Origin of the sequence: Alkalicoccobacillus plakortidis, from assembly GCF_023703085.1 — a bacterium.
Classification (GTDB): Bacteria; Bacillota; Bacilli; order Bacillales; family Bacillaceae_D; genus Alkalicoccobacillus; species Alkalicoccobacillus plakortidis.
This window is the reverse complement of sequence record NZ_JAMQJY010000004.1, coordinates 107382-127429: the sequence shown is the minus strand read 5'-3', so window position 1 is coordinate 127429 and position 20048 is coordinate 107382. Positions and strand designations below refer to the sequence as shown.

General features: G+C 36.8%; 25 protein-coding genes and 2 pseudogenes. 12 read left to right on the top strand and 15 right to left on the bottom strand.

The genetic code is table 11. The features are described from left to right. Positions 1-2: 2 nt before the first annotated feature. Together NDM98_RS20090 and NDM98_RS20085 are read left to right on the top strand one after the other, a co-directional pair. On the top strand, positions 3-734 hold the full coding sequence (locus NDM98_RS20090) for a DUF421 domain-containing protein (RefSeq protein WP_251611321.1): 732 nt from the start codon (positions 3-5) through the stop codon (positions 732-734). A gap of 81 nt (positions 735-815) precedes the next feature. Then, a complete protein-coding gene (locus NDM98_RS20085) occupies positions 816-1121 on the top strand; it encodes a DUF4363 family protein (RefSeq protein ID WP_251611401.1) in 306 nt (101 codons plus the stop codon). A 35-nt stretch (positions 1122-1156) separates the two neighbouring features. Here the strand turns inward: NDM98_RS20085 and NDM98_RS20080 are convergent, their stop codons facing one another. From NDM98_RS20080 to NDM98_RS20045, 8 genes are all read right to left on the bottom strand, one after another. After that, entirely contained in the window at positions 1157-1423 is a 267-nt protein-coding gene (locus NDM98_RS20080; protein WP_251611320.1) for a hypothetical protein, read from the bottom strand. A 90-nt stretch (positions 1424-1513) separates the two neighbouring features. Further along, positions 1514-1813: a TIGR04104 family putative zinc finger protein gene (locus tag NDM98_RS20075; RefSeq protein WP_251611319.1), complete on the bottom strand. Its 300-nt coding sequence runs from the start codon at positions 1811-1813 to the stop codon at positions 1514-1516. Positions 1814-2733: 920 nt separating this feature from the next. Then, entirely contained in the window at positions 2734-3450 is a 717-nt protein-coding gene (locus NDM98_RS20070) for a hypothetical protein (RefSeq protein ID WP_251611318.1), read from the bottom strand. Continuing rightward, the gene (locus NDM98_RS20065; RefSeq protein WP_251611317.1) at positions 3447-4322 is read right to left on the bottom strand and encodes an ATP-binding cassette domain-containing protein; all 876 of its coding nucleotides are present in this window, start codon (positions 4320-4322) and stop codon (positions 3447-3449) included. Before NDM98_RS20065 ends, NDM98_RS20070 begins: the two co-directional genes overlap by 4 nt. Then, complete coding sequence (locus NDM98_RS20060; RefSeq protein ID WP_251611316.1) at positions 4319-4690, bottom strand: GntR family transcriptional regulator; 372 nt, start codon at positions 4688-4690, stop codon at positions 4319-4321. Before NDM98_RS20060 ends, NDM98_RS20065 begins: the two co-directional genes overlap by 4 nt. Before the next feature lie 170 nt (positions 4691-4860). Next, a complete protein-coding gene (locus NDM98_RS20055; RefSeq protein WP_251611315.1) occupies positions 4861-5226 on the bottom strand; it encodes a DUF1304 domain-containing protein in 366 nt (121 codons plus the stop codon). Positions 5227-5414: 188 nt separating this feature from the next. Beyond that, positions 5415-6416, bottom strand: a complete 1002-nt coding sequence (locus NDM98_RS20050) for a ZinT family metal-binding protein (protein WP_251611314.1) — start codon at positions 6414-6416, stop codon at positions 5415-5417. Positions 6417-6536: 120 nt separating this feature from the next. After that, on the bottom strand, positions 6537-7388 hold the full coding sequence (locus NDM98_RS20045; RefSeq protein ID WP_251611313.1) for a MurR/RpiR family transcriptional regulator: 852 nt from the start codon (positions 7386-7388) through the stop codon (positions 6537-6539). A gap of 161 nt (positions 7389-7549) precedes the next feature. Here NDM98_RS20045 and NDM98_RS20040 point away from each other — a divergent pair, with 161 nt between their 5' ends. Further along, positions 7550-8572, top strand: a complete 1023-nt coding sequence (locus NDM98_RS20040; RefSeq protein WP_251611312.1) for a Gfo/Idh/MocA family oxidoreductase — start codon at positions 7550-7552, stop codon at positions 8570-8572. Continuing rightward, positions 8569-9534, top strand: coding sequence for a Gfo/Idh/MocA family protein (locus tag NDM98_RS20035; protein WP_251611311.1), 966 nt, complete (start codon positions 8569-8571; stop codon positions 9532-9534). Before NDM98_RS20040 ends, NDM98_RS20035 begins: the two co-directional genes overlap by 4 nt. A gap of 52 nt (positions 9535-9586) precedes the next feature. On the opposite strand, the gene NDM98_RS20030 is transcribed toward NDM98_RS20035, so the two are convergent. From NDM98_RS20030 to cls, 3 genes and pseudogenes are all read right to left on the bottom strand, one after another. Next, positions 9587-10066: a GNAT family N-acetyltransferase gene (locus NDM98_RS20030; protein ID WP_251611310.1), complete on the bottom strand. Its 480-nt coding sequence runs from the start codon at positions 10064-10066 to the stop codon at positions 9587-9589. 39 nt (positions 10067-10105) lie between these two features. Beyond that, the gene (locus NDM98_RS20025) at positions 10106-10699 is read right to left on the bottom strand and encodes a YdeI/OmpD-associated family protein (RefSeq protein WP_251611309.1); all 594 of its coding nucleotides are present in this window, start codon (positions 10697-10699) and stop codon (positions 10106-10108) included. Between the two features lie 184 nt (positions 10700-10883). Next, positions 10884-12339 (bottom strand): annotated as a pseudogene (gene cls / locus NDM98_RS20020) (cardiolipin synthase). 300 nt (positions 12340-12639) lie between these two features. On the opposite strand from cls, the gene NDM98_RS20015 reads away from it, so the two are divergent. Together NDM98_RS20015 and NDM98_RS20010 are read left to right on the top strand one after the other, a co-directional pair. Beyond that, positions 12640-14091 (top strand): UDP-N-acetylmuramoyl-L-alanyl-D-glutamate--2,6-diaminopimelate ligase, encoded by a 1452-nt coding sequence (locus NDM98_RS20015; RefSeq protein ID WP_251611308.1) that lies wholly within the window; start codon positions 12640-12642, stop codon positions 14089-14091. A 293-nt stretch (positions 14092-14384) separates the two neighbouring features. After that, on the top strand, positions 14385-14585 hold the full coding sequence (locus NDM98_RS20010) for a hypothetical protein (RefSeq protein WP_251611307.1): 201 nt from the start codon (positions 14385-14387) through the stop codon (positions 14583-14585). Positions 14586-14625: 40 nt separating this feature from the next. On the opposite strand, the pseudogene NDM98_RS20005 reads toward NDM98_RS20010, so the two are convergent. The 3 genes and pseudogenes from NDM98_RS20005 to NDM98_RS19995 all read right to left on the bottom strand — a co-directional run bounded on the left by NDM98_RS20005 (position 14626) and on the right by NDM98_RS19995 (position 16494). Beyond that, a pseudogene (locus NDM98_RS20005) lies at positions 14626-15022 on the bottom strand (cupin domain-containing protein). Positions 15023-15044: 22 nt separating this feature from the next. Beyond that, the gene (locus tag NDM98_RS20000) at positions 15045-16040 is read right to left on the bottom strand and encodes an aldo/keto reductase (RefSeq protein WP_251611306.1); all 996 of its coding nucleotides are present in this window, start codon (positions 16038-16040) and stop codon (positions 15045-15047) included. A 61-nt stretch (positions 16041-16101) separates the two neighbouring features. Continuing rightward, the gene (locus NDM98_RS19995) at positions 16102-16494 is read right to left on the bottom strand and encodes a MerR family transcriptional regulator (protein WP_251611400.1); all 393 of its coding nucleotides are present in this window, start codon (positions 16492-16494) and stop codon (positions 16102-16104) included. A 269-nt stretch (positions 16495-16763) separates the two neighbouring features. Between NDM98_RS19995 and NDM98_RS19990 the strand changes: the two genes are divergently transcribed. From NDM98_RS19990 to NDM98_RS19975, 5 genes are all read left to right on the top strand, one after another. After that, the gene (locus tag NDM98_RS19990; RefSeq protein WP_251611305.1) at positions 16764-17285 is read left to right on the top strand and encodes a TetR/AcrR family transcriptional regulator; all 522 of its coding nucleotides are present in this window, start codon (positions 16764-16766) and stop codon (positions 17283-17285) included. Between the two features lie 73 nt (positions 17286-17358). Further along, positions 17359-17484, top strand: a complete 126-nt coding sequence (locus NDM98_RS23650; protein ID WP_285804086.1) for a hypothetical protein — start codon at positions 17359-17361, stop codon at positions 17482-17484. Between the two features lie 21 nt (positions 17485-17505). Beyond that, entirely contained in the window at positions 17506-17934 is a 429-nt protein-coding gene (locus NDM98_RS19985; RefSeq protein WP_251611304.1) for an MFS transporter, read from the top strand. Between the two features lie 19 nt (positions 17935-17953). Continuing rightward, positions 17954-18490 (top strand): hypothetical protein, encoded by a 537-nt coding sequence (locus NDM98_RS19980; RefSeq protein WP_251611303.1) that lies wholly within the window; start codon positions 17954-17956, stop codon positions 18488-18490. Positions 18491-18738: 248 nt separating this feature from the next. After that, the gene (locus tag NDM98_RS19975; protein ID WP_251611302.1) at positions 18739-19083 is read left to right on the top strand and encodes an NUDIX hydrolase; all 345 of its coding nucleotides are present in this window, start codon (positions 18739-18741) and stop codon (positions 19081-19083) included. Positions 19084-19120: 37 nt separating this feature from the next. Here the strand turns inward: NDM98_RS19975 and NDM98_RS19970 are convergent, their stop codons facing one another. Beyond that, positions 19121-19375: a hypothetical protein gene (locus NDM98_RS19970; protein ID WP_251611301.1), complete on the bottom strand. Its 255-nt coding sequence runs from the start codon at positions 19373-19375 to the stop codon at positions 19121-19123. A gap of 212 nt (positions 19376-19587) precedes the next feature. On the opposite strand from NDM98_RS19970, the gene NDM98_RS19965 reads away from it, so the two are divergent. Continuing rightward, entirely contained in the window at positions 19588-20034 is a 447-nt protein-coding gene (locus tag NDM98_RS19965) for a glycine betaine ABC transporter substrate-binding protein (protein WP_251611300.1), read from the top strand. The last annotated feature ends 14 nt before the right edge of the window (positions 20035-20048 follow it).

Genomic DNA, 20048 nt, shown 5'->3' with positions numbered 1-20048 from the left:
TCATGATGCAAGAACCATTAGTTGCTGCAGTTCGGGCACTGATAACATTTATGACCATTCTTTTATATGCTCGTATTATTGGAAAGCAACAGCTCGGTAACTTCACCATGTTTGACTACATTAATGGAATAACAATCGGATCCATTGCAGCAACCCTTGCTACAGACCTTACATCCAAAGCATTTGTTCATTGGGTTGCATTAACCGTATTTATTATCTTAACGGTTATCCTTCAATTCATCGGTATTAAAAGCCGGTTTTTATCTAAGGTACAAAACTCTGAACCCGTTGTAATAATGGAAAATGGAAAAATCCTCGAAAATAATCTTAGAAAATCAAGAATTACGATGGATGAACTAATGACTCAATTACGAGTGAAAAACATCTTCTCGCCAGCTGAAGTGAATACTGCAATTTTGGAGCCAGACGGTTCTATATCAGTCATGCCGTTTTCTTCTTTTCAGCCAGTCCAAAAAAAAGATCTAAATATACCATTAAAACTAGCAAAATTGACTACCGAAGTTGTTGTTGAAGGAGAAATCATCCCACAAAACTTAAAACAACGACAGAAAGATATCGACTGGCTGATGAAACAGTTGGATACATTAGGAATTAAAGATCTTTCTGAAATTATGTATGCCGCTATTCTTCCAAATGATAGCATCTATGTTGATAGGTATGAAGACGGGATTGGAGATGAATTGAACATTAGTGATTATCCAGGTCCTTACTAACTTACTTTTGAGGTGAGAGTCATAAATAAGTTTTTATTTTACTTTATTCCTGCTTTATTTCTTATAGTGTCTATTTTTTTGATGAACAGTGGCTCATTATTAAAACAAGCCTATGGGAATGAAGAAAATAACGTGTTAATGCATGTTCAAAATGTTGAACGCTATTCAAAAGAGGATAGCTGGCAAGAAGCCCGCAAAGAGTTACGAAAAGCCAAATCTGCTTGGGATACCATCTCAAAACGAGTTCAATTCAGCGTAGAGAGAGATGAAATGATCGACATTAGTTTAAGTCTCTCAAAGCTTGAAGGAGCCATTATTACAGAGGATTCCGACCTTATTTTTCAAGAGCTATATACTTTCTATTTTTCATGGGAGTCATTAGGGTGAAATCCACCCTGTTTCAGAAATGAAACGAATCCGTTTCATTTCCTACTTTTCAGTAAATGAACTTCTTTTTCCAAGGCTTTAAGTTGATCTTGTAGCGCAATCAGCTGTTGATCTTGATTTTGACTCTGCTGGGCTAGATTAGCTTCTTCAATTTGACTTTGCTCTATATCAACTGCCACCCCAAACGTTGCTAGTGCATCACCAACTGTTGCTAAAATTCCACCAAGCAGCGCAAGTTGATTAGCAAAATTTGGAGGATAGCGACCTCTGATCTCATTCCCTTGATCTCTGCTCTGCTTCATGTAAAAACTCCCCTTCGTATTAGTCAATTATTCTATGCGGGAATCAACTAAAAAGGAATACATGCTTAAGGATTTAGGCAATTCAGGTGTTTAGAAGAGGAATTCTTCTTCATTGGATAAATCAACGAGGTATGGGTAGATACTTATCATTAAAGTGAAAACAATAATTGAAACGACAATAATTGTTAAAAAGGGAACTTGCAATATATTAAATATAAAAATGAGTGTTGGAATGATAAAGGCTAAAGCCGCACTTTTTTTTCTTGACCTGTTGGTTTGATATTGCTTCTTACCACAGAACGGACAGTCAAACCCAGGATATAAAACAAACGTCTTTTTTAATGTTTGTTTCCAGCTCCATTTGTTGCCGCATTGTTGGCAAGTAGGCATGGTTCTCACTCCTTTCACCTAACGAAAAATAAAAAGAAACAAAAAAATATAACTAAAGTGAGGAAAAACTGACTGATGATCAAGAATACATAAGCTACGGTGACATCCCTTTCAGGGTTCTGTTTAAGCGTTCGAATCATCGTAACTTCCCTAACAAAACAAATTAGATTAACCAAGAATAAAAAAAGAACCGTAACATGTAGTCCGGTATCAACAAAAGAGCGAGAAAAGATTATGATCATAAGGATAAGAAAAACATACGAATACCAAACCTTCATTCGAACCTACAAAAACTCCATCATGAAAATCTATTCTCACTCTTAGCCTACCATTTCCAACCTAATTATTCCAATATTAATATGAACGATTGTGAACAATCGGAAAATAAAATTGAAGTTCTTGGTGCAAGGCTATTTGCTCTTGCTGTCTTGCCTCACTTCTTGGTTCAACGCTATTTGTTCTTGCTGTCTTGCCTTGCTTCTTGGTTCAACGCTATTTGTTCTTGCTGTCTTGCCTTGCTTCTTGGTTCAACGCCTTTCTTCCTTGCTGTCTTGCCTCGCTTCTTGGTTCAACTCTGTTTGCTCTTGCTGTCTTACTTTGCTTCTTGGATCAACGTTGTTTGCTCTTGCTCTCTTGCCATACTTCTTGGTTCAACGCTACTCCTCCTTGCTACCTTACCTTGCTTCTTGCTGATCTATCTAATGCTTCTTCCTAAAATGCTTCTCGCTCTTAATCACTTACCTTACTTCTAGGAAAAAATCTTGGGAGAACAAAAAAAATCCTGGACTCAGCATCATCTGAGTCCAGGCCTCTTGAGGTCAAGTCGGCTTTTAATGGGGAGTATAAAAAGGGTTGTCATTAATTTAAACCAATAAAACTGATTTGTCAAACCTTTTTTATCGGAATTTATTTTTAAATTCTTACTCTTTTTTCCCCTTTGGCAGAAGTGAAGCGTTTTTCATTAGTGGGTAAGTAGCTAATAATGCACTTAGACCTACAACACCAGCCACGGTAAAAATAGCTATAGCGCTCATATCAAGTGATAACAGCCATTCGATTGGTCCTTCTAGCATACCTGAATAGTATAAAAACATGGCAGAGATCCCAATCACCATTGTAGCTATTAGGGTTTGAGTGATTCCTACTCGATAGGTTAGACAATAGATAAAGAAAGCTCCTCCAAACATTGCCAGCGCAAACATTAAATCAATCCATAAGTAAGGAAGGAATAGATACTCTTGTGAGTGCAGCAATCCTGGATGCAAAATAGAAGAGGATGCGATTCCACGATGATATAGGGATGCGATGACCAACTGAAACACATTCAAGAAGAGAATATATGCGAGTATGGCAGATGTTCCAATTAGATAAAAGGTCTTCAAAAGTTGAGTTCTTGTGCTGCCAATACCCATGGCAATTGGCAAAAGTCCTTTAAAGGCTAGAATTCCATAAGCGGGTATAAAGAAAAAATAAGCTGGTCCAACAATGGACGTGAGTGTGTCCCCCAAATCTACCGACACTGCAAGAATGGTCCATGCAATGGCCAAGGGTAGCGTAATATACATTAAAAGTAGTTTCCCTATAAACCATCGCGCATCTTCATAGAATAAACGATTTATTCCATAAACTGAGCTCATCTAATACCCTCCTTCTTTTTTTCTGTCACGTTTAATAAATAATCTTGCAATGGTGCACTCTCAAGCGAAACGCCGCCTTTTCGGGCATGATCTCTCCAAACATCGGATATTACATCGTCAACCATCACTTTTTTCATAGATCCCATTTTGCTTTCTTCTAAAACTCTTTTACCTTTTACCAGCACATCCACTTGATTGCTTTCTCCAGTTAACCACATGCCCATTTCTCTTATTTCTTCCATTGATTTGTGCATGAGCAGCTTCCCTTCATGTATAACCATGATTGAATCTAATAAGTTTTGTATTTCTTCAATATGGTGTGTGGATACGACGATTAAGCGTGGATTTGCCTCATAGCTTTTCAATAGCAATTTATAAAATGTCTTACGCATGCCCGCATCTAAGCCATTTGTCGGTTCATCCAAAATCGTCACCTCTGCATGACTAGCCAATCCGATGACTTGCTGTAGAGCGGTTTTCATTCCAGTTGAGAGCTTTTTTACTTTCTTTTTCTCAGGTAACTCAAATGCCTCTAAAAGCTGAAATGCCTCTTCTTGATTCCAGTTAGGGTTAAAGTATTGATAAAATCTTAACGCATCTCGAACTGTCCAAATCTCACTAAATGGATGATCCTCTTGCATATAACATAGGTGCTTCTGTGCTTTTACATTGTTATAAGGCTGCTGGCCCATGATTTCAAGTCTGCCTTCTGAGGGTTTCATGTGACCGGCCATCAATTTCATTAACGTGGTTTTTCCTACTCCATTTCTTCCCCACAGTCCTGCAATAATGGGACTTTCCTCAACATAGGAAATTCCTTTTAAGATGTATGAGTCATCATACGAAAAGACAGCATTTTGAACTGAAATCATTGTTTTTTCTCCTCCTCTATTATCCAATCAATCACTTGATTAACCGACATGCCAATGCGTTTGGCTTCTTCTAACAAAGGTCGAATATGTGCTTCTCGATATTGCCCTTGCTTCTCCTCTAATACTTGGGCTCTTGCACCTTCTTTTACAAACATCCCAATACCCCGTTGTTTGTAAATAATCTCTCGGTCTACTAGCATTTGAAGTCCTTTACGCGCAGTAGCCCGGTTGATATTGTAAAATTGCGACAGTTCATTTTCCGATGGGATTCTCTCGCCTTCTTTCAACTGACCATCAACAATGTCATCCATAATCATTTGGGCAATCTGTTGAAATATAGGCTGTGATTCGTCTAACAATGCTTTCAAGAGAACCTCTTCCTTTCTTACATGCTACTTCATTAGGTTGGTTAGTTGTATAACCAACTATACTTGTGAATTTTATAAAAGTAAAGCCCTTTTATTGTAGATACTAAAAAAAGTATCAAAGCCTTTTGGCCTTCATACTTTTTTGCTTTAGAAAACAATTATATTTTTCATTAATTAAAAATCACAATACTTAGCAAGGCTAAAATCGCAGGTCCACCTTGTTTTAAGATGATACTTTTGGAACTCGTTAATCCTCCGTAGATGGCGACACCGATAATGACAATGACTAAAAGTGTGCTGATCTCAAGCGCATGATTTGAAAATAAAGCGGCATAAATCAGAGCAAGCGCTAGAAACCCGTTATAGATTCCTTGATTTTTTAGTAATACATTTACGGTCGGATCCATTAATTTTTCTTCGTCAATGTTAAACGTTTTGGACGTTCTACTTGATGAAGTGGCAAAGGTTTCAAGATACATAATATATAGGTGTTCAAGTGCCACGACCATGACTAGTACAGTGGATACGACGGACATACTCATTCCTCTTCTCTTTTGTTCTTAGCTTCTAAAAGGTTGTTAATAGATTTATTTTAATCCTAACTGTATTATTGTCAATTATCCGGTTTACTAACATATAAAAAACACCCCAAACGTTAGATTTTTCTCTAACTTTTGGGGTGCACCACCAATACGGACAGCTCTTTCTGCAATGTAAAACAAAATTAATGGGCAATCATCTCATGAGTAATCTCATCTGCATCCATTTCTGATGGGTAATACGTCGGCCAGTTAGTGACTTCATCTAACAGTGCCTCACGATCGTCTCCCCAATAAAGATGAAAATGAAAGGCTTCAGTCGGGAAAATGCTATGATCACTAAATTGAATGTATTGAGGCATCTCATTCGTTTCTTCATCTTCAGCTAGCTTAAAGATGTACCTTACCCCTCTATTTCCTTTTTCGTATGTCAAAACTTCATATCCATCATAGCTATATTCACCAGAGTGTTCCTCGTCACCCTTAAAGAATGTAAATGTATGATCGTCAATGACAATTCGATCAACATCCGTTTCATAGCCTATCTCATAATAGTCTTTGTACTCTTCTTCAGTCATATCACCATGTTCAGCCTTATGAGCAAATACCTCATCTAGTTCTCCAGACTGTAAGTACGGGTAGACAGATTGCCAATCTCCCGTCCAATCAGTGAGGGTACGATCCTCGATTTGATCATCCTCAAAATAACCTTCATAGATTTTTTGGCTTTCTTCATCATGTGCATGACTGTGACCATGTTCATGATCGTCAATGCTAATTTGGACTGGAACTGATTGCACATAAGCTTCATGCTCATCATCAAATAAAATCACTTTTATTTCTTGTCCATCTACTGTCGCTTCACTTGAGAAATTTGTACTTTCTTGATTCGGAACCGTTTCCCATTCAGACTCTTCATCATTTTTTATGTACCAATGCCAATGATCATATTCCGCTTCTTCATCAAGTTCCGCAGTCAGTTGAATGGCATCACCTGTGTGATAATGATCCGCCAATCCTTGAATCACAATCCCTTCCTCTACATTCTGATCATGATCTAGCTCGTTTTCATGATTTTCGCTAGAAGACTCGCCCTGTTCTTCCTCCGTAGTGGTGGCATCCTGGCAAGCCGCCATTATAACCACCAAAGCGATTGCACCTACCCATTTAAAACTTGAACTTTTCATTCATACACCCCTCAATTAAATCGTAATTATTACGATTTAATGATATAGTAAGTCTTGAGGATACGTCAAGCACTAAAAAAAGAACACCTTATGGGTGCTCTTCTCAACCTTATTTGACTACTACATATCTTCCTCCACACGTTTAAACGTATCGATTGAAAGCTGTTTATGGTTTTCATAATCAAGTTTATATATACATGAATAAATGGTATTCAGTACATATTCAAATGAAATTTGAGATGAAAAGGTCCCAATCTTTGAGAACTTGTCCTCTTCATTTGGTACTAAGATCGTATAGGTGCTTTGCTTCGTTAGGTCACTGTTGGAGGATGCCGTTATAGAGATAATTGGCACATCTTTATCTGATAAGAACTTTGCCGTTTTAATAAAATCAATGGATTTCGCGTGGTATGACAAGAAAATAGCGCAATCTTGTTGCCTAAGATTTAAAGAATGATAGGACCATTCAGAAAGCTCCGTAGCAATGACTACATATTTATTGATCTTAAGCATTTTATTTTGAAAGCTTTTTGCTCTTATTTGCGAATCTCCTAACGCATAGATAAAGATTCGTTCAGCTTGATTAATTTGTTCTGCCGTTTGCTCTAACAAACGATTGTCTAAGTATTCATAGGTTCTCTTTATTGTGTATTGCATAAGATCCGATATCTCTTTGGCAATTTCAATTGGCTGCTCATCTCGAGAAAAAGGATAATTGGGATCAATGATCACTTGCTCCTTCTGATCACTCTGAATTTCCTGAGCAAGTTTGATCGTGAATTCTTTAAAACCTGATAATCCTAATTTCTGAATCATTCGGATTATAGCTGAATGTGAAGTATACGTATGCTTTGCGAGCTCTTGAATTGTCATGTACAGCATGTTTTCCTTTTGTGTAAGAATGAAAGTCGCAATAGACTTTTCATTAGGTATAAACCGTTCAGTTTCTAAAAGTTGATCCAAAATTCTCATGAGGTCACTCCTATTCATTACGTGTCAGAAATGAACAAATTTTTTAATGCACTAATTCTATAATAGCAAAAGCTTGATTATTTATACCAATTTCACACCAAAACGGTTGTAAGAGCTTTTTTCTATCTATAATAAAGGAAAAACAAGAAGGAGTCATATACATGCTAACTATTGGATATATCGGAAACGGTAAAAGTACAAACCGTTATCACACCCCCTTTTCACTTAACAGAGAGAACATACATGTTAAAACCATCTACGCACGTGACCTAACTAAAAATGAATGGGACCTCATTCCAGAGACCCATTACACAGATGATCTATCTGTATTATTAAACGATAAAGAGATCCAGGTAGTTGTAGTATGTACGCATATTGAATCTCATTTTACATTTGCGAAACTAGCTCTAGATCACGGCAAACATGTTCTAGTTGAAAAACCGTTTATGCAAACGAAAGAAGAAGCTGCTACTCTTTTTCAATATGCTAAAGAGAGAAATCTTCATATCCAATGTTATCAAAACAGACGATATGATTCGGATTTTCTTACGACTAAAAAAGTAATAGAATCCGGAAAACTCGGAGATTTGCTAGAGGTTGAGATGCATTATGATTACTTCAGACCAGAAATACCTCTGAACACACATTCCTTCTCAACATTTAACAGCTTTTTATATGGACATGGTGTTCACACCATTGATCAAGTCATTTCATACTTCGGCAAACCTCAAAACGTTCACTATGATGTCCGTCAACTACTTGGTGCTGGCAGAATGAATGATTATTTTGATTTAGATTTTTATTATCCTTCGTTGAAAGTGTCTGTAAAATCCAGCTTTTTCAGGATAAAATCGCGACCACGATTTGTTGTCCATGGCACAAAAGGTATGTTTATTAAAGAAACTGAGGATAGACAGGAAGAACATTTAAAATTATTTTATCTACCTAAAAATCATCCGGATTTTGGAGTTGATCTACCTCAACACTATGGTACGCTAACTTACTTGGATTCAGATGGTCGTTATCATGAAGAAAAAGTGGTCTCTGAAAAAGGGGATTATGCAAACATCTATGATGATTTTTACGAGGTGATTGTTAACGGAAAAGAGAAAGCAATAAAAGATGAAGAAACACTTCTTGCGATGGAAATCCTTGAAACGGGAATAAAGGGGTGCCATGAATGAAGTTAGGTATTATTGGCTCGGGAATGATCGTAAAAGATTTATTAAGCTTTATTCAGACCATTCCCTCTATCACGCTGGAAGGAATCTATGCACGCTCCGCGGATAAAGCCCAAGCTCTTCAAAGTGAACATAACATTCATCACAGCTATACGGAGTATGACATGATGCTTGCGAGTAATGAAATTGATACAGTTTACATTGGTTTACCTAACCATCTTCATTATTCCTATGCAAAACAAGCACTGCTAAAAGGAAAACACGTGATCTGTGAGAAACCATTTACACCTACTTTAAGAGAATTTAATGAGTTGGTCGAGATTGCTCATTCACAACAGGTCATGTTACTTGAAGCCATTTCAAACCAATATCAAGAGAATTATCTAGCACTACATGACTATCTTCCTAAACTAGGAGAGATAAAAATCATCGAATGCAACTATTCTCAGTACTCTTCAAGATACTCAGACTTTAAAAATGGAGTCATTCATCCTGTATTTAATCCAGAGATGTCTGGAGGTGCCTTAATGGATATTAACATCTACAATATCCATTTTGTGATCGGTTTAGTTGGTGAACCAAAAGATGTTCAGTACTACCCTAATATGGAGAAAGATATTGATACATCAGGTGTTCTAATTTTGGACTATGGATCATTTAAAAGTGTATGTATTGGTTCCAAGGATAGTAAAGCATCTCATTCTATTCATATCCAAGGAGATAGAGGAACCATTCACATCGACAACCCTACGAATCATATTAAATCTTTTAACTATATACCGCATGAGCAAGCTGTAGAAAATGAAGGTATCACTCCTAGTCAACATCATCGTATGTATGATGAGTTCGTTGAATTTGCTCGGATCATTCAAAATAATGATTACACAAAGGCTGATGAAAGGCTTAATCATAGTAAAAAGGTTATGCAAGTTTTGGAGTCTGCAATATCATCTACTACACACTAAACCACCACAAAGAGGACACGAGTCAGTGTCCTCTTTATGTGGTTTTAAACGATTACGTCACTTTCAAACTCATAATCAATTGTTCACCCAAGGGCCCTTCTATCCGTTTAGCTGTATCTACAAAGCCTACTTTTTTATATAGCTTCTCTGCAGGTGCATTTTTATGATTAACAGCCAAAACAATCTCATTGTACATTGGAAATGCAGACTTTATAAACGGAGTTAGCATCGACATTCCAATTGATGCATACCCCTTTCCCTGCTCCTTATTATTAATAGATAAAGAAGTTAATAACAGTGCATGTTTATTTTCGGTATATTTCATCACTCTACTGGTCGTATGTAATAAAAAGAAACCAACTGGCTTGTTTTTATGAGTGATCACAATTGAATATTGTCCATCTGCGTTAGTAAGTAACTCGTTAGGCATGGTGGTGAATTTCTTTTGATCTTCTATAAGTTCAAATGTAGTTAGTATTTCTAAATGACTATCCTTCAAAAACTCTAATGCAATGTTCTCTGTTCTTTCCATTATTTCAACTCCACTGAGTTTTTACATTACACATGAACATCAATCATTTAATCCTTTCCCATTTAAAATATGCTGCACATATTTTTGGACTCTCACTTCTCGAGTCTTCGCTTGTTTGGCTTGAGAGAAATGAAGAACATACGCTCTTTGACGTCCTGGGGTAAGTGACTTAAAAGCTGTTTCTAAGCCTGGTACCTCATTAAATGTCTTTTGAAGCTCCTCAGGAATCGTTATCTCTATGTTCTTTTTGGTATCTACTTTCAAACCTGCCTTCTCAACTTCTATCGCCTCTTGAATAAAGGCTTTTATCTTCGTTTTATTTTTCTCGATTTCTTCTACATGAGTAAATCGTATTTGTCGCGCTGCTTGCACATTATCTGTTTGCTGAATGAGCAATTTTTCGGCATCTTTTAACAGTGCTCCTTTTACAAACAGAAGAGCACAGTACTCTTTAAAACCATGGATTAACACAACATTTTTTGACTTAACTGTGTAACAAGGTACTCCCCATTTCAGATCTTCAACTAGTTCACAATCCAAAGCGATTTCTCTTAATGTCTCAAATTCTTCTCGCCATTTTTCAGAGCGACTTAAAAAGGCATCAACCTTAGGATTTAGTTTACTGTTTGTCATCAAAACACCTCTCTAACCATTATTATATTGAAGTAAGTGATACATTAAATAAACCTAGTAGGCAAGTGTATACTTTAACTCTTAAGCATGTACTTCACTACAAACAACCAAGATTTTAAACGTGCACCAAAACTTCATAAACTTTCAAAAGAAATTGATCTAGAAAACACATCCAGAAACATTCCTACAATATAGGTGAAAGCAGTCGGGAAATTCCTTCTTTAAACTTAATTTTAAGAGATCGTTCTTTATATTTATCAAGAGTCAGTTCTGTACTGACAAGGCTATCTTTATAAAACATCTCTTGAAGTGGCATCGCAACTTTTTCATCATATACAATAGCGTTCACTTCGAAGTTTAATTTAAAGCTTCGAGGATCGATGTTCATCGTACCTACTGAGGTGACTTCTCCATCAACCACGATTGTTTTTGCATGTAAGAAACCTTTTTCATATAATAAAACCTTCGCGCCATATTCGAGCAATTCTCCTGCGTGAGCCCAAGTCGCCCAATAGACAAAAGGGTGGTCCGGTTTATTTGGTATCATAATACGCACATCAACTCCTGAAAGGAGCGCAATTTTACAAGCGTCCATAAAGCTCGCGTCCGGAATAAAATAAGGCGTTTGGATATAGACACTTTGTTTAGCAGACATAATGAGTTTGATATACATATTCTTCAAGTGTTCAGTCTCAGAGTTAGGTCCGCTTGAAACAATTTGCACTGGGCTTGAGCCATGGTGTTTTGTAGACAGGTACGAAAACTCTTCGAATTGACCAATTTTATCTTTTTCAGTCTGATGCCAGTCCAAAATAAATCGGCCTTGAATTTGGTTGACTGAGGCCCCTTTTATTTTGAAATGGGTATCACGCCAGTACCCAAATTTCTTATTCAAGCCAAGATACTCATCACCCACATTGAATCCACCGATATAAGCCGTTTCCCCATCAATAATGCATAGCTTGCGGTGGTTTCTGTTATTTATGCGGAAATTAATCAGTTTAAAAAACGAAGGAAAAAATACTTCTACTTCTCCACCTGCTTGACGTAACTCCTTAAAAAATGTAGTTGAGATTTTTTTTGAACCAACTTCATCATAAAGAAGTCTCACCTTCACTCCTTCTTTAGCCTTTAACGTTAATTCATCTCTTAGTTTTCTTCCAAGTGAATCAGGCTTGGATGATGTAATATTGGATATTGATTTCTTTCTTCGCTGATCTGATTCCCTCAAATAATGAATCAAATTTCTCATGCCCATCGTTATGTATGACAATTTCATTATCGTTCGACCATAGAGAATGGGATGACCTGAGATTCATCTCAATTAAATCTGCATATTTGGTTAGCAGCGGAGACGTTTTTATCTCATTGTTCTCTAAGACAGGAAATTGTTTATCTACTTCCGATTGGAGGTACTCCCTTTCTTCAGCAGACAGATTATAGAAGTTTTTCTGTTTGAGGTTCCTTCCTAAAAACAGATATATAATAAAACCCAAGATTGGGATGAAGTACAAAACCATTAACCATGCCCATGTGTATCCTATATCTCTTCTCTCAAAAAAGAGAAATCCGGCAGATAGCAAAATGTTAATAATAATAATGATGGTTGGAATAAATGCCATAACGTTGCTAAAATCCATGCTTGTTGCCTTCCTTTCTTTTCCTATAATTAACTCTTGTGATTCTCATTTTAATACAGATGAGTTTATTTTTCATGGAAGATCAAATTGTTCCCCTGGTGTAATTTTAACATTCAGTTTGATTTTGGAAGCGTAATAATGATATTGATGGGTACAATAACTTCTATCGTCATACACATTGTACCTCTACATAACAAAAAGAAGTATTCAATAATGGATACTTCTTTTTGCGTTAGCATACATCCACATTACTTCAAGCTTTTAGATATAACTAACTTAATGATATAAGGAGCACATATCATGAAATTACACTCTTTACTACACGATATAGACGTCGATTCCTCTTCCCACGATATTGATATAACCATTACTGGCATCTCAAATAACTCTCAGAAAGTGGAACCTGGGGATCTATTTGTGGCGATAAGCGGGTATGCTTCAGATGGTCACAAATATATTGATTCAGCCATTAGAGCTGGAGCAAAAGCCATTATTGGTGAACAGGACCTCCACACACTATCTGTACCTTATTTTAGAGTAGCTAATAGTCGCATTGCTCTTGCACATTTAGCTAAGACCTTTTACAACTCTAAAAGCAGTCAAAAAACAATCATCGGAATTACCGGTACAAACGGGAAAACAACGACCTCATTTATGATCAAACATATTTTAGAAGAGTGCGGTCGAAGCTGTGCCCTTTTTGGATCTGTTCATAATGTCATTAATGGAACAATCATCTCTGGCACAACCAAAAACACAACAATCGATGCACTAGAACTGCAGAAACAACTAGCTAAAAGTGAGGATGAATTTGTAATTATAGAAGTTACCTCACATGCCCTTACTCAACATCGGGTAGGAGGCATCATTTTTGATATTTGTTTGTTCACTAATTTAAGTCAAGATCATTTAGACTACCACAAAACGATGGATTCCTACTTCTCCGCAAAAGAAACATTGTTTGATCAGCTTTCCTCTAATGGTATTGCTATCATCAATACATATGACAGTTGGGGAGCTGCGTTAGAAACTAAATTAAAAAAGAAACACACCGTTTTTACGATGGGGGAATCAACAACGTCTTTTACTAAAGAAGACATACAGTACAACGAAAAAATGAGCGTCTCCCTACAAGATCAAAATCAGAAACACCAATTAACATTGAACTTTCTTGGTGAGCATAACATTTTTAATGCAGTCATGGCCTTTCTAACTGCAAAAGCTATACACATTACGCCTGGTGATGCTTTGCACGCATTAGAAACATTTAGTGGCGTACCAGGTCGATTCGAAGTATTTGAGCACCCAACACTTGGTGCAAAATTCATTATAGATTATGCACATACTGAAGACGCATTCCGTCATTGCTTGCAAACAGCAAAAGCAATGGGAGCATTGCGAATCATCCATATCTTTGGATTTAGAGGCGGACGCGATGTAGGAAAAAGACAAGTTATGGTTGATGTATCGAAGTCGTTTAGTGACCTTATCATTCTTACTTTAGATGACCTGAATAATGTTTCCTTTGAGGAGATGAACCAAACACTGTATTCATTTGATTTATGTGGTCAAGGGCTAGTCATTCCAGATCGGGTTGAAGCTATTTGTTACGCATGGAATGCAACTCAAAAAGGAGATTGGGTTTTTATCACCGGAAAAGGACACGAACGATATGCACAATCTTATAAAGCACATACCTTTTCGGATAAAGAGACTGTGGAGAACCTAATGAATACGTCCGTTCCCTTTTGATTTCAGCCCACGCTCACCTGCATTCGATTGAGATAAGCAAACTCATGCATGTTTCTTTTGGTTAGCCCTTTCGCCTGAATCTTAATAAATGGCAGTTATCAGGAGGAGCCTGTCATCAAGGGACCATGTTGTCCAGTTGATGACAGGCTTTTTTGTGGAGAAGATAAAGTGATCTTTACAATAAAGCAAATAAAAAATGTTGCTTACCAAATAACATATTTAGTTCAAATTTAATTCGTAGTTATTGTGATATAATCATACAAAGAATAAAAAAAGATAGGAGTTGATCTTCTATGAAAAATGAAACAAGGCTCATTCTTCATCTCGTTCTTCTAGCCTTCTCAATCATCATTATTTCTATGACCCAACTCAGCATCATTCCTATTGAAAAAGCTCAAAATGTTGTTTTAGTTGGTATTCTACTAGGATCCCTTTCTATTTTTAAGATATGTAATATGCTAAAGAAAGATCAAAAGCGTACTAGCTCAAACTAGTACGCTTTTTTCATTTCAAATGTATACTGTCAAACATTATTTAGAGTTCTTTATACTGTTTATCAGAAACCGGTTCTAACCATTCAGTTTCTCCAACAGTCATAGCAAGGTGAACAAACCATGAGTCTTTAGTAGCACCATGCCAGTGTTTTACTCCGGCTTGGAATATTAATTACATCTCCTGATTTTAATTGTGTAGCAACTTTCCCCTCTTCTTGATACCAGCCTTCACCACCTGTAACCAACAGAACCTGTCCTACATCGTGTTTATGCCAACTATTTCTTGCTCCTGGAGCAAATGTAACATTCCCAATTGGGGCATTAAGTGGTTCAGAATCTGTATAAACCATCGAAAGATATGCATCACCAATAAAATGATCGTTCAACTTTTGACCTAAAGGAAAGATTGTACTATTTTTCAATTCTTCGTTCTTCATTTTTAAGTTCCCCTCTTTTGTTTTACTTAGGATTTGGAAGAGCCCCGACAACTGGATGAGGAATATATAGTTCTTCTAAATAATTCATTTCATCTTGTGTTAAATGAACCTCAAGAGCATCTACTGCACTTTCAAGGTGGCTTTCCTTTTGAGCGCCAATAATTGGAGACACCACTTGGTCCTTATTTAAAATCCACGCTAACGCAATCTTATCTCGAGTGACACCATGATTCACTGCTAATTCAGCTACTCGTTCTACAATTCCCCGGTCTACGTCCATCATCGCGCTATATTTCGAGTGTTGAACTTGGTCCGTCTCTGAACGGAAAGTCGTTTCAGACCAATCACGGGTCAAAATCCCAGAGGCTAGTGGACTGTATGGTGTAAGAGCAATGTTTTCGTCCTGACAGAATGGAATCATTTCCCGTTCTTCTTCTCGGTAAATCATATTGTAGTGATTTTGCATGGAAACAAACGTTGTCCAACCATTATTGTTGGCGACGTTTTGAGCTTTTTGGAATTGCCAAGCATACATCGCACTTGCACCAATATAACGAGCTTTACCAGACTTTACGACGTCATGAAGAGCTTCCATTGTTTCTTCAATCGGGGTATTATAATCCCAACGGTGAATGATATACAAATCAACATAATCTGTACCCAAACGTTCCAGGCTTCGATCAATTTCATTCATAATTTCTTTTCGAGATAATCCTCCACTATTGGGGCGACCAGGACGCATCGTTTGATGGACTTTTGTAGCAAGGACAATTTCATCACGTTTGGCGTAATCCTTTAAAGCACGACCGAGTATTTTTTCACTTTCACCCATTGAATAGATATTCGCAGTATCGAAGAAATTAATCCCTAAATCTAGAGCTTTTTTGATAACCGGTCGACTGTTCTCTTCATCAAGCACCCACTTATGAGTCCATTTTTCAGCGTCCCCGAAACCCATTGCCCCTAAACAAATTCGAGAAACATCCATACCTGTAGGACCAAATTTTACATACTCCATAATAAAAGTCTCCTTTTAAATATCATTTAATAGAACTCTGTTAAGGTTTGGTACCCTTTGCTTATGCTTGATCAAAATAACGAAGCTTCTTTTCAGTTGGAACCATATGATTTTCATAATTATTGATCTTAAATTTCAGACGATCAAGTGCAATTTGCATGTTCTTAATATGATTGCTTAGATCTTCATATTGGTCAGTTAGAATATCAATTCGAGCTGGAATCGTGCTATCATCATTTTCTTTAAATAACGAAATGTATTCAATTAACGATTCAATTGATAATCCTGCAGTACGCATTTGACGCGAAAATTGAATCCAACGAATGTCCTCCTCATCAAAAATACGAACTCCATTTTCATTTCTTTTGACTGCTGGTATCAATCCAATTCGCTCGTAATAGCGAATCGTATCAGCAGAGACTCCAGTTTTTTCACTGATTACTTTAATGTTAATCAAAATCACCTTCCTTACTTATTTAATAAGGTCATTGGCTGGCAGATCATCATTTTATTTATAACGATAACTTTAGGAGTTCCGATATCATCTATCGTCCTCTTTCAGTTAATTGTTTTTAGTATAGACCTTGGAGTGAACTCTAAGGCAAGTAGAATAAATATATTTTCTTTTGTCGTCTCACTACTGAATTACATTCTATACATTGCATTTCAACAAATAGTATGACATCATTAGAGTGACCGTTCTATCAAAAAGGAGTGGGATTTGTGAGTGAGAAGAAAAAACAAATTTTAACCATTGCTGAAAAGCTGTTTTATGAAAATGGATTTCACCATGTAGGACTTAAACGAATTGTTAGTGACTCCGGAGTAGCTTTAATGACTTTATATAATCACTTTAGCTCTAAAGAAGAACTCATCCAAGAAGTTCTGAGCATTCGGGAAGAAAGATATTTATCTCTATTAAGTAATTGCGGACAAGGAAGTACACATCAAAAAGCTAAGTCCATTGCAAAAATACATGCAGAATGGCTCAGTTCGCAGCGGAATGGCTGTATGTTGCTTAGAGCTAAGGAAGAGTACGCTAATGTTAATCAAGCTATAGTCGACCAGGTTGTCGAACATAAAAAGAATTTAATTGAATTATTTATTACGCTAGGATTTAATCAAAGGCAATCAAACCAGTTAACGTTAGTTCTTGAAGGTTCTACTTCCTTAGCAGAAGTACTCGATCCAAAAGATGTTACATCCGAATTAACTCATTTAATTGATCAAGTTATTGTCAAGTAAGCTAAGTAGCTTACTTCCTTTTTTAACACGAAATATAGTGATCGTTCTATATAATAAATAGGAGTGAATTTGAATGTGGAAGTATGTATTTCCTGGTATTGCGATGATTGGAGTGACTTATGCATTTGCTCGTTTTAGCTTTGGCTTGTTTTTACCTAATATATCAGAATCATTGAACCTTAGTGAGAGTGATGCTTGATTAGTCAGTTCAACTGCGTATGTGGCATACACACTGGCTTTAATATCCTCAGCCTATCTCATATGGAAATATGGTCATTTGAGAGTCATACAATTTGCCGGTATAAGTGCTGTAATAGGTTTATTAGGTATTTCACTTGCCCCCAATTTGTATGTATTGGTGTTAGCAACCTTTATTGCCGGACTAGGAAGTGGGTGGAGCTCCCCTGCATTTGCACAAGTAGCAAGCGAATTGATAGTTAAAAAGGATAGAGACAAAGGGAATACGTGGATGAATAGCGGAACAAGTTTTGGAATCATCGTGTCTGGACCCATCGCACTCTTCTTCACAGAACATTGGAGGCTTTCATTCTTATTGTTCACGGCTCTTGCATTAGCCGTATTCATTTGGAATACGTATTCAATCCCAACTCGAAATCTTGATTCTCGTTCAAAAAAACAGTCTCACTAAAAGGGAATGGCTAAACTCAATGAAACAAGCAAAATTCTTATTCATTGCTTCCGCGATTGTTGGAGTGAGTTCATCTGTTTTTTGGACATTCTCAAGAAGTTTATTAAGTGTTGTTCATAATATGAGTCAATTTGAAAGTGTGGTTTTTTGGATTTTGATGGGGATCTCAGGTGTAATTGGAGGAGTAGGTGGCGGTTTGATTAATAGAATTGGACTTTCTTTATCTTATCGACTCACTCTTTTGCTTATGATGATTTCTATTTCCATTATTACACTATCTTCTCAAATAACGATTTACACGTCTGCGATCTTTTTTGGCATATCGTATATTTTTATGACAGGTATTTTAATTGTTTGGGCAACTCGTATCTATAAAAATTTCCCATCAGTAGGGGTCAGTCTATCCTTTTTATTTTTGGGTATTGGACAGTCTTTTGGTTCATTTCTATCTGGACTTACAATAGATGCTTTGACTTATTCAGTCACGTTTCTCGTATTCTCTCTATTAGGTCTTGTTGGATTAGTAGTCCCAGTTAAGAGTAAACTCGCTCACTAGTTGTTCAGTAAACTTTTAGAGTTAAAAAGGAATAGACTGGTCCTCTATAGAAGACTGTACCAACAGAATATGAAAGATGACTAGGGGGAGAGTCTATTGGCATCGACCACTGTGCGCTGGGGTGAAGAAGAAGTTAGGTTAACGTGGATTAAGTCTTCTAGAAAACCTCAGATTGAATTAATAACAAGTGTTCACGCATTCTGTTTCAAGCAAGGCAGAATACTACTGGTGAATTTAGATCACAGAGGATGGGACTTCCAGGAGGTCATATCGACAAAGGAGAAACCCCTGATGAGAGTTTACATCGAGAAGTCATGGAAGAGGCGTATGTTGAGGGGACTTGTGAACAATTAGGTTTTATCATTGTTGATCATAGTAATAATGCTAAATGGAATGATCAAAGTAAGTATCCTAAAGTGGGCTTCCAACTTTTTCATACATTACAGATCAATAAGATGCATACATTTGAAGCTGGTTTTGAATCATGTGAGCGTATCCTAGTCGATCCTACGGAAATTAGTCGATTATATAATGGATGGCACCATATCTATCAAGAGATTCTAGATTGTGCTTTATCTTCACCAAACCATTAAGAAGGCAGTACACAAACCAAATGCCCTCTATACCTTCCTAGTTCAAGCTAAACATTAGTAAAAAGATCAAAACAAAGCAGCCTCCAACCATACCTATGGTGCCTTGCTTTGTTTTTTTCATGGCTACTTCTATTACACCTGTTGATATTAAAACGAGTCCAAGAAGAATATAAATAAGGTAAAAAGCTATATGTCCTGAAAGGTATCCAGCTGATTGAGTTGTAATAAGAGGAAGTACCACTGCAATGGATCCAATTTTGATAAGGATAAGCGCCTTTTCTAATCTATTCATACAAATCAGCTCCTTATATGAAAGATACACTTAAACGAACAATACCCTCTTCCTCTATATATAATCCCCAAAAATGGAACAATTGTATCCTCCATTATCGATGCTCATCTCTCATGTGAATGTATCCCTTTTCCTTAAAGGGTTTCTTTTCATGAAATGTGGGTATTAATAATGGGGACATACAATTAAAAATTTCAGGAGTTGTTCGATTAATGTCTCGTAGAAAAAACGTTTTATTCGGAGTAATTCTTACCTCTGCCTTCTCACTTGCTGCATGTGGCGGGGATAACACAGGTGAAGGTGGGTCCATCACAATTGGTCACACTACATATTCAGATGGCACTGCCTTTGCTTATGTTTGGAAACAACTTTTAGAAGAGCAAGGCTATGATGTCGACATTACGACTTTTGAAAAAGCCTTTCTATTTGAAGGAACCTCTAATGGAGATTTAGATGTTGCGTTTCCAGCCTGGCTTCCATTTACTGATCAATCCTATGTTTCAAAAGATACAGATGAGATGGAAATATCTGAGGAAGGAATCATGTATGAAGGAGCTCACAACGGTCTTGTAGTCCCTTCCTATATGGAGGATATTAACTCAATATCTGATCTGGTTGATCATATTGATGAGTTCGATGCCAAGATAGCTTGGAATTGATCCAGGCTCATCTC

Excerpts from the sequence above, each read along its gene's own strand:
- NDM98_RS20090 (WP_251611321.1), top strand. The coding sequence starts at position 3 with ATGATGCAAGAACCATTAGTTGCTGCAGTTCGGGCACTGATAACATTT.
- NDM98_RS20085 (WP_251611401.1), top strand. The coding sequence starts at position 816 with ATGAACAGTGGCTCATTATTAAAACAAGCCTATGGGAATGAAGAAAAT.
- NDM98_RS20080 (WP_251611320.1), bottom strand. The coding sequence starts at position 1,423 with ATGAAGCAGAGCAGAGATCAAGGGAATGAGATCAGAGGTCGCTATCCT.
- NDM98_RS20075 (WP_251611319.1), bottom strand. The coding sequence starts at position 1,813 with ATGCCTACTTGCCAACAATGCGGCAACAAATGGAGCTGGAAACAAACA.
- NDM98_RS20070 (WP_251611318.1), bottom strand. The coding sequence starts at position 3,450 with ATGAGCTCAGTTTATGGAATAAATCGTTTATTCTATGAAGATGCGCGA.
- NDM98_RS20065 (WP_251611317.1), bottom strand. The coding sequence starts at position 4,322 with ATGATTTCAGTTCAAAATGCTGTCTTTTCGTATGATGACTCATACATC.
- NDM98_RS20055 (WP_251611315.1), bottom strand. The coding sequence starts at position 5,226 with ATGTCCGTCGTATCCACTGTACTAGTCATGGTCGTGGCACTTGAACAC.
- NDM98_RS20050 (WP_251611314.1), bottom strand. The coding sequence starts at position 6,416 with ATGAAAAGTTCAAGTTTTAAATGGGTAGGTGCAATCGCTTTGGTGGTT.
- NDM98_RS20045 (WP_251611313.1), bottom strand. The coding sequence starts at position 7,388 with ATGAGAATTTTGGATCAACTTTTAGAAACTGAACGGTTTATACCTAAT.
- NDM98_RS20040 (WP_251611312.1), top strand. The coding sequence starts at position 7,550 with ATGCTAACTATTGGATATATCGGAAACGGTAAAAGTACAAACCGTTAT.
- NDM98_RS20035 (WP_251611311.1), top strand. The coding sequence starts at position 8,569 with ATGAAGTTAGGTATTATTGGCTCGGGAATGATCGTAAAAGATTTATTA.
- NDM98_RS20030 (WP_251611310.1), bottom strand. The coding sequence starts at position 10,066 with ATGGAAAGAACAGAGAACATTGCATTAGAGTTTTTGAAGGATAGTCAT.
- NDM98_RS20025 (WP_251611309.1), bottom strand. The coding sequence starts at position 10,699 with ATGACAAACAGTAAACTAAATCCTAAGGTTGATGCCTTTTTAAGTCGC.
- NDM98_RS20015 (WP_251611308.1), top strand. The coding sequence starts at position 12,640 with ATGAAATTACACTCTTTACTACACGATATAGACGTCGATTCCTCTTCC.
- NDM98_RS20010 (WP_251611307.1), top strand. The coding sequence starts at position 14,385 with ATGAAAAATGAAACAAGGCTCATTCTTCATCTCGTTCTTCTAGCCTTC.
- NDM98_RS20000 (WP_251611306.1), bottom strand. The coding sequence starts at position 16,040 with ATGGAGTATGTAAAATTTGGTCCTACAGGTATGGATGTTTCTCGAATT.
- NDM98_RS23650 (WP_285804086.1), top strand. The coding sequence starts at position 17,359 with ATGTGGAAGTATGTATTTCCTGGTATTGCGATGATTGGAGTGACTTAT.
- NDM98_RS19980 (WP_251611303.1), top strand. The coding sequence starts at position 17,954 with ATGAAACAAGCAAAATTCTTATTCATTGCTTCCGCGATTGTTGGAGTG.
- NDM98_RS19975 (WP_251611302.1), top strand. The coding sequence starts at position 18,739 with ATGGGACTTCCAGGAGGTCATATCGACAAAGGAGAAACCCCTGATGAG.
- NDM98_RS19970 (WP_251611301.1), bottom strand. The coding sequence starts at position 19,375 with ATGAATAGATTAGAAAAGGCGCTTATCCTTATCAAAATTGGATCCATT.
- NDM98_RS19965 (WP_251611300.1), top strand. The coding sequence starts at position 19,588 with ATGTCTCGTAGAAAAAACGTTTTATTCGGAGTAATTCTTACCTCTGCC.